Origin of the sequence: Bdellovibrio sp. ArHS (assembly GCF_000786105.1) — a bacterium.
Taxonomy (GTDB): Bacteria; Bdellovibrionota; Bdellovibrionia; order Bdellovibrionales; family Bdellovibrionaceae; genus Bdellovibrio.
This window is the reverse complement of the sequence record NZ_JTEV01000027.1, coordinates 35,828-42,803: the sequence shown is the minus strand read 5'-3', so window position 1 is coordinate 42,803 and position 6,976 is coordinate 35,828. Positions and strand designations below refer to the sequence as shown.

The following is a 6,976-nucleotide window of genomic DNA, read 5'->3' as shown; positions in this document are numbered from 1 at the left end:
ACCAAATCCCCCGCGCTACAACCAGACTCCTGGATCAGTTTCTAAGTATCAGAAAGACTGCTTGATAAGCTCGACAACTTTCAGATAAGAAGCCTGCATCTCTTCTTCAGAAAAGTCCTGATGATATGTTTTAGCAACACCCCATTGAGAGAGTTCGATTTCCACTTTGGGTTTGAGATTCTGATTCTTTAGACAAGCAACGGAACACTTCAAGGGACAGCCATCGATGACGATGATGTCTTCGGTTGAGCCGGCTTTTTTTACCAAGGGCTTTACGCCCCCGCCGACGCCAGCGATACAGCTCATTTCAGCCAGGCCCGCACGATCCAGGCGCACTGCCAAGGCATTGGCCATCTGGGCCGCCGACGAGCAGCCCGAACAGGAATAGACCAGGGGAATCTTATCTTCCTTTACGCTTCCCACTCTAAAAGCCTTCTTTCACCCTGGATATTCTTAATATCCGTGATGTCCTGGGACAGCTCAATCACACCGCGATATTTCTTTTCGGCGTCGCGGACTGCGAAATATCGAATGTGAATTGTTTTGCCCCGATAGTTAATCCAAAATTCTGCCGTATTTTGGCGACCGGCTTTAAACTCTTCTAAAATCTTTAAAACCGTCCCGACGCTTTTAGGTGGATGACAGAAACGCACTTCGCGACCGATCACACCAGCACTGCGCGGGAAGACCCGTTCCTCGCCCCGATTGTAGAAAAGAACTTTGTCATTTTCGTCGACATAGGTTAGATCCAAGGGAACCACTTGCAAAAGCAAGTTGATCTGTTCCAAACTTAGATATCCTTCGTTCATTCGCAAAGAATCGCCCGCGGCGTTGACGGGTTTTGAAATGGGCGGCGGGGGGGGCGGCGTGGGCGCAACAGCAATCTTTTTGTGCATCCATCCGATTTCTTGTTCACCTTGCGCGGCCTGTTTCCAATCTTCTGCGTCGAGAATGTCCAGAGAAATGGGGAAAAGACGCATTTCTTCAATTTGTATCATGCGCGCCATTTCACTTATTAACATCGTCACATCGGGACGCAACTCTTTAAAATCTTTCTTTTCCAACTTCGCTCGAATATCACGAATCTGTTGGCGAATCTGATCGTGAAAGCTCCACATTCCATGACTGGGGCCCAACCACCCTTTTTTTTCCAAAAATGGAAACAACTGATTTTCTTTGCGCACATAGCGAATATCCACCTGCGCAACTTGATTAAATATGTTGAAGAAGGCTTGAAAGTCCTTTTCGGCGTCCGCTTCTGAAAGCTCGAACAAGATTTTTTTCAAATAATTATTTTCGTCAAGATAGACTCGGACGGGATGATCTACATCTAACTTCTGGGCATATTCGGGTAATTCATTTAAGTCTTGCATGACGCTATAATTAAACTCTCACGACAGAAGCAGTTATGATTTTTCTCATAAAAAGGGGGTCTATCTCTGTGCTAATTTCCGTTTCGACAAGGAAGTGGTGAATGAAAAAATACAATCCCGAGCGCCTGCCCGGCTCTGTTCTGATGTGGCTGATCGTAGTCAACGAGCTTTTAGTTTTTGTGGGAATACTGGGTGCTTTTATTCTTTATCAGACCAGAAATAGCGAAGAATTTATCAAGGGTCAGGCTTCTCTCAGCCTCTCCCACGGTGTGATCTCGACGGTCAGCTTGCTGGTCGCCGGTTTTTTCGCCGCCGAGGGCATCCGTCTTCTTCACGCGCAAAAAATTTCCATCGCAAGAATTCATTTTCTTTTGGCCGCACTTTTAGGAATCTATTTTCTTTTTCACAAGTGGCAAGACTTTGCACAAAAATGGTCGTTGGGGTTTGATTTCGTCGCGAACGACTTCTGGCAGTACTACTGGCTGACGATGGGTTTTCATTTTGTGCACGTCCTGGTGGGCGTAGGAATTCTATTTTATTTACTGGTAAGATCTTTTCCCTCTGCAAGCACATCAGAGGATCTTACCGTCAAAGACTACGAATCCGGCGTTCTTTTCTGGCATATGTGTGACCTCGCTTGGATTTTGATCTTCCCCGTTTTCTATTTCGGAGCCCAACAATGAATTACCTAGCTTTAGTTCTTTTGTTTTCTTCGCTAAGTCTGATGATGATTTATTCGAGCTTTCAAGCGGCTTTAGTGCTTAGTTTTACCAAAGCCTTGGTCATTTTGATTTACTTTATGGACTTACGGAAAGCCAAAGAATGGATTCTGCCGTCGTCGTTGGTGTTAGCCCTATTTTTCACATCTATCTATTTTCTTAAAGGGACTTAGTTTTAGTCATGGACCGAATGGAAAAACGCCTGCTTTTCGGGGGGATCATCGGAATCTTGCTGATCCTCACTATTGGCGGCACCACCCGCCTCACCCGCTCGGGACTTTCCATTGTGGAGTGGAATGTCGTGATGGGCACCCTGCCTCCTTTACACGAGACCCAGTGGCAATTGGAATTCGCTAAATATCAGCTCACGCCTGAATTTCAAATTATCAACAAACACTTCACGTTAAAAGACTACAAAAAGATTTACTTCTGGGAATGGTTTCATCGGCTTCTGGCGCGGGTGATATTTCTTTATTTTGCGGGCTTTGGCTTGATCTATTTGCTGAAAAGAAGATCCTTGAAGATAATTTCATTGGCAGCCTTGGTCTTGGTTCAGGGCATTGTGGGCTGGTTCATGGTGAAGTCGGGTCTAAGAGATTTGCCGCGGGTGCAGCCCTTGATGCTCTCGATTCATTTCTTTTTGGCTTTAGCAACGGTGTCCGTCGCTCTATTTTATCTGCTGGAAAAACGACGACGAAAGTGCTCAGAGATTTTATCCCGACATCGCCTAGAGATGGGCTTATTTGTGTTATTGGCCTTGCAGGTGTTTCTTGGCTGTCTGGTCAGCGGTTTTCGTGTGGGCTTTCTGGAAAACACTTTTCCGCACATGTCCGGAGGTTTTTTGCCCCAGGTCTCTTGGGACTTCGAGCTGTCATGGGGGGCCTTTTATCACAACCCCATCTATATCCAGTTTATTCATCGCTGGGTGGCTTTCGCGGTCATGCTGTACTTCTGGTTTCTGTTCTTCTATAAAAAAACAGTTCGTCATCCTGAATGGTCGACGTTTAATATTCTTTTGCATTCGCAGATCTTATTGGGAGTTTTGACTTTGATTCTGAAGGTTCCTGTGTTTTTGGGAATTCTTCATCAGTTGACAGCAGCGTGTCTGCTTTTATCGTGTCTATATGCTTTGTGGGTTTTGCCGGAGGAGCCCTAAGAAAAAAGGGAAAGGCGCAAACCTTTCCCTTTCTTTTTTTTAGCGAGCCGTTTGCTCAATCCAAGTCGTTTCGGCATTTACTTTGGCGTAAACTCCAGGCAGGTTCGCGCGAGCACAACCTTCACCCCAACTCACAACACCAATAAGAACACTCTGTCCCATCATACCTCCGCGAGCAACAAGAGGACCGCCGCTATCACCCTGACAGGAATCTTTCCCACCACGGGGATATCCAGCACACAACATCCGAGATGTGATAGTATTTTTATAGTTCTTACTGCAAAGATCGTGAGCTACCAATGGCACATCCACTTTTTGCAGGCGTGATGGAAGACTGTAAGAGTTCTCTCTGGTGGCACCCCAGCCGGCGACGGTGGCAACAATTTGTCCATTTGCACCGTCAGGAATTTCAATTTCTGACGTATTGATGGCAATGGGTTCGTAGGAAGAATCTTTTTGCAGTTCGATGAGCGCAAAATCGAAGTCCGCCGTGTTGTCGTTATAAAGGGGATGCGCGATGATGCGCTTTGGTTTGATCACTTCCGCTTTAGACAGGTTTTTCTGATCATGCAGTCCAATCACCACATTCTTGACAGAAGCGCCTTTTACACAATGAGCTGCTGTCAAAACCCAGTTGCTGCGAATCAATGAACCGCCACAGAAATGACCAGAAGATCCTTGCAAGGACACGATAAACGGAAACTCACCGGGAGTCGCCTCTGACCCTCCGACAATTTTTGCTTGAAGGTCTCCTGGCTTAGCAACGGAAACGGTAGACGCAAAAACAAGACCCACCATCACAAGATGATTTAAAAATTTCATTACTTTCCCCTCTATCGTAATGAGTATTCGACTGGATGTTATTTTCACAGCATCCCATGTACTCCGACAAAGGTTTGTATGAGAACCAGACCTTGGTAGAGCTCTGGACGTTTCCCCAAATTGCCCACACTTTATCCCAAATTTTTCTCGCAAACTCTTTTGGCATGCTCACCAAGAACCGATAAAAATACATGTTGGAACGTTGTGCGCCTCACTTTTGTCTCATTTTGAGCCTTTTCATTTTCACGGCTTGTGGAAATGTCGAGTTGGATTTGATGAGCTCTCGGCTTAAGAACTCGCTGAAAGTCGCGGAAGACCAAAGAAATGAACTGATCATCGGCGACACGCATCAGCTCAGTCCCACGGGCGGCTCGGGCGATTATGTTTTCACCATTGTTTCTGGTGGTGGCACGATTGATCCACAAACAGGCCTTTTCACCGCGCCAACTACTCCGGGCATTACGCGAATTGAGATCAAAGACGGTTCCGGTCACTCTATTATCTTTGAAGTCAGAGTGCAGCCGCCACTTTCATTTGCGGTCTCTGCGCCCGTCATCGCGGAAAACAATGTTTTTGATTTCGATGCCTCGGGAGGTGTCGCGCCGTTGACATACTCTCTCGTCTCTGGCGGCGGCTCTATTGATCCACAGACGGGTCTTTATAATCCAAATGGATATGTGGGTGCTGCCATCATCAAAACAACCGATGCGGTGGGAAATGTTTTGATTAATACCATCACCGTTCAACCCGCTCTAAAAATCACGCCCGCAACACATACGTTGTGGACTCTCACCACGCAGACATTTACAGGAGTCGATGGCGTTCCCCCTTATACTTATATCGTTCTTACGGGCCTTGGCAGCATTGGTTTAACCGACGGACTGTACCAGGCCCCGGCCACGGCAGGTTCAGCCATTTTGGTGGTGGCCGATTCTTTGGGAAACACCAGTCAGGCCACCGTGACGATTGATCTGGCGCTGTCATTGACCTCAGACTCTCTGATCATTGCGCAAAACAATAGTACAACCGTGACCGGTCAGGGCGGAGCACCTCCTTATACCTACGCAAAAGTTTCTGGGCCGGGGAGCATTGATGCGAGCACAGGAGTTTATACTCCAGGCGCCAGTGGTACGGGAGTTTTGCAAGTGACGGACTCGCTGGGAAATACAGCCACCTTGAATGTGACAGTCAACCCGGTCTTACAAATCAGCCCCGCAGCAAAAACCTTGGCTCTTGGGAATGAAACGACCTTCACGGCCTCCGGCGGTGTTTCGCCTTATATATTTTCAGCCAATGCAGGAAGCATCGGTGCGTTGTCAGGAGAATACATCGCCCCAGGGACAAGTGGCTCCGCCTTGGTGACTGTCACTGACAGCCTCGGGAATACAAGTTCAGCCACAGTGACCATCAATCCCGCCCTGCAAATCACACCTGCCAGTAAAATACTAGCTGTGAACAACACTTTTGCTTTTACCGCCTCCAACGGTGTGCCGCCCTATTCCTATACGGTCAACAATGGCGCCATCAATGCCTCCACAGGAAGCTATTCCGCTCCTGCGGCAAGTGGTGTCGCTACAGTCACAGTGGCAGATTCAGCAGGCAATGTCGCAACGGCTGCCGTTACGATCAATGCCTCTCTTTCTTTGAGTGCGAGTCTTTCTGTCATCGCTGCCAACAATACGACCACGATCAGCGCGACCGGCGGTGTCCCTCCCTATGTCTACTCGAAGGACTCGGGCCCTGGGTCGGTAAACTCCAGTTCCGGAATTTATACTCCAGGCTCTAGCGGAAGTGGTGTTTTAAAAGTCACCGATAGTTTAGCAAACACCGCGTCTGTGACGGTGACGGTGAATGCCGCTCTGGCCATTTCTCCGTCGACGGCAACGGTCAACATCAATACCACGAGGACCTTGAGCGCTTCCGGCGGTGTCAGCCCTTATACTTTTTCGCTCATCAGCGGTGGTGGAAGTATTGATGCTTCGTCGGGACTGTATTCGGCGCCCGCGACAACAGGAACTGCCGCCGCGCGGGTGACAGATGCATTGGGAAATACCAGCGATTCCACTCTGAACATCACAGACTGTGTTCCTGGAAAAATCGTCTTTACTTACACGGGGGCCGCGCAAACTTTTACACAACCAACCGGCTGTACAAAAGTGACGATTAAAGCTTGGGGTGCTGGCGGCGGCGGCGGTTGGTTCGGCGCCTTTGGAACCATAGGCTCTGCCGGTGGTGGGGGCGGTTATGCCACGGGCGACTTTGCTTTAGAGCCCGGAGGACAACTGGGCATCTATGTCGGCGGCGCTGCGGCTTCCGGTGTTCGCGGTTGGAATGGCGGAGGACTCGGCGGAAAATTTGATTCAACAATGTACAGCGGTTCAGGCGGAGGAGCTTCGGATGTTCGTCATCAGGGTGCGGCGCTAGCGAACCGAATCTTAGTCGCTGGCGGCGGCGGCGGCGGCAGTTATGGAGGCCTTATCATGTCACCGGGAGGTGGCGGCGGAGGTGCCGGCGGCGGCACGAGCGGCGCTTATCCAGACGTGTATCCCGCGACCGGTGGAAGTCAATCGGCGGGAGGGCTTGGCGAATCCTGCGCCCCTGGCGCCTGCCCCACACAAGGAAATCCGGGAACATGGGGTGTGGGAGGAGATTCTACGACCTGGTCTTCACTCACCGCTTATCCTGGCGGTGGCGGCGGATACTATGGCGGCGGAGGTGGCTATATGCTCTCTGCTGGTGGTGGTTCTTCGTATGTTGGTGGAGTTGCAAACGGAAGTACCACGGCGGCCTCAGGCTCTACGCCAGGAAACTCTGGCGATGCGGATCGTTCCAACGCGGGCTTGGGAGGCGCCATGAATGCCGTAGGCACCTCGGGTCGGATTGTGATCTACTATGGTTTTTAACCG

General features: G+C 49.5%; 7 protein-coding genes. 4 read left to right on the top strand and 3 right to left on the bottom strand.

Features of this window, described 5'->3' with window-relative positions; all coding sequences use genetic code 11:
- Positions 1-48: 48 nt before the first annotated feature.
- Positions 49-423, bottom strand: a complete 375-nt coding sequence (locus OM95_RS14195; protein ID WP_291516492.1) for a putative zinc-binding protein — start codon at positions 421-423, stop codon at positions 49-51.
- Positions 411-1,373, bottom strand: coding sequence for a PAS domain-containing protein (locus OM95_RS14190; RefSeq protein WP_041875139.1), 963 nt, complete (start codon positions 1,371-1,373; stop codon positions 411-413). Before OM95_RS14190 ends, OM95_RS14195 begins: the two co-directional genes overlap by 13 nt.
- Before the next feature lie 101 nt (positions 1,374-1,474).
- Here OM95_RS14190 and OM95_RS14185 point away from each other — a divergent pair, with 101 nt between their 5' ends.
- From OM95_RS14185 to OM95_RS14175, 3 genes are read left to right on the top strand one after another with little or no spacing between them, the layout of a single operon-like run.
- On the top strand, positions 1,475-2,056 hold the full coding sequence (locus OM95_RS14185; protein ID WP_041875137.1) for a cytochrome c oxidase subunit 3: 582 nt from the start codon (positions 1,475-1,477) through the stop codon (positions 2,054-2,056).
- A complete protein-coding gene (locus tag OM95_RS14180) occupies positions 2,053-2,265 on the top strand; it encodes a hypothetical protein (protein WP_041875135.1) in 213 nt (70 codons plus the stop codon). Before OM95_RS14185 ends, OM95_RS14180 begins: the two co-directional genes overlap by 4 nt.
- An 8-nt stretch (positions 2,266-2,273) precedes the next feature.
- Positions 2,274-3,248 carry a COX15/CtaA family protein gene (locus OM95_RS14175; RefSeq protein WP_291516490.1) on the top strand — a complete coding sequence of 325 codons (975 nt, stop codon included), beginning with the start codon at positions 2,274-2,276 and terminating at the stop codon, positions 3,246-3,248.
- Positions 3,249-3,287: 39 nt separating this feature from the next.
- On the opposite strand, the gene OM95_RS14170 is transcribed toward OM95_RS14175, so the two are convergent.
- The gene (locus OM95_RS14170; RefSeq protein ID WP_041875131.1) at positions 3,288-4,070 is read right to left on the bottom strand and encodes a serine protease; all 783 of its coding nucleotides are present in this window, start codon (positions 4,068-4,070) and stop codon (positions 3,288-3,290) included.
- A gap of 227 nt (positions 4,071-4,297) precedes the next feature.
- Between OM95_RS14170 and OM95_RS14165 the strand changes: the two genes are divergently transcribed.
- Positions 4,298-6,973, top strand: coding sequence for a glycine-rich protein (locus tag OM95_RS14165; RefSeq protein WP_291516487.1), 2,676 nt, complete (start codon positions 4,298-4,300; stop codon positions 6,971-6,973).
- Positions 6,974-6,976 lie beyond the last annotated feature (3 nt).

Excerpts from the sequence above, each read along its gene's own strand:
- OM95_RS14190 (WP_041875139.1), bottom strand. The coding sequence starts at position 1,373 with ATGCAAGACTTAAATGAATTACCCGAATATGCCCAGAAGTTAGATGTA.
- OM95_RS14185 (WP_041875137.1), top strand. The coding sequence starts at position 1,475 with ATGAAAAAATACAATCCCGAGCGCCTGCCCGGCTCTGTTCTGATGTGG.
- OM95_RS14180 (WP_041875135.1), top strand. The coding sequence starts at position 2,053 with ATGAATTACCTAGCTTTAGTTCTTTTGTTTTCTTCGCTAAGTCTGATG.
- OM95_RS14175 (WP_291516490.1), top strand. The coding sequence starts at position 2,274 with ATGGACCGAATGGAAAAACGCCTGCTTTTCGGGGGGATCATCGGAATC.
- OM95_RS14170 (WP_041875131.1), bottom strand. The coding sequence starts at position 4,070 with ATGAAATTTTTAAATCATCTTGTGATGGTGGGTCTTGTTTTTGCGTCT.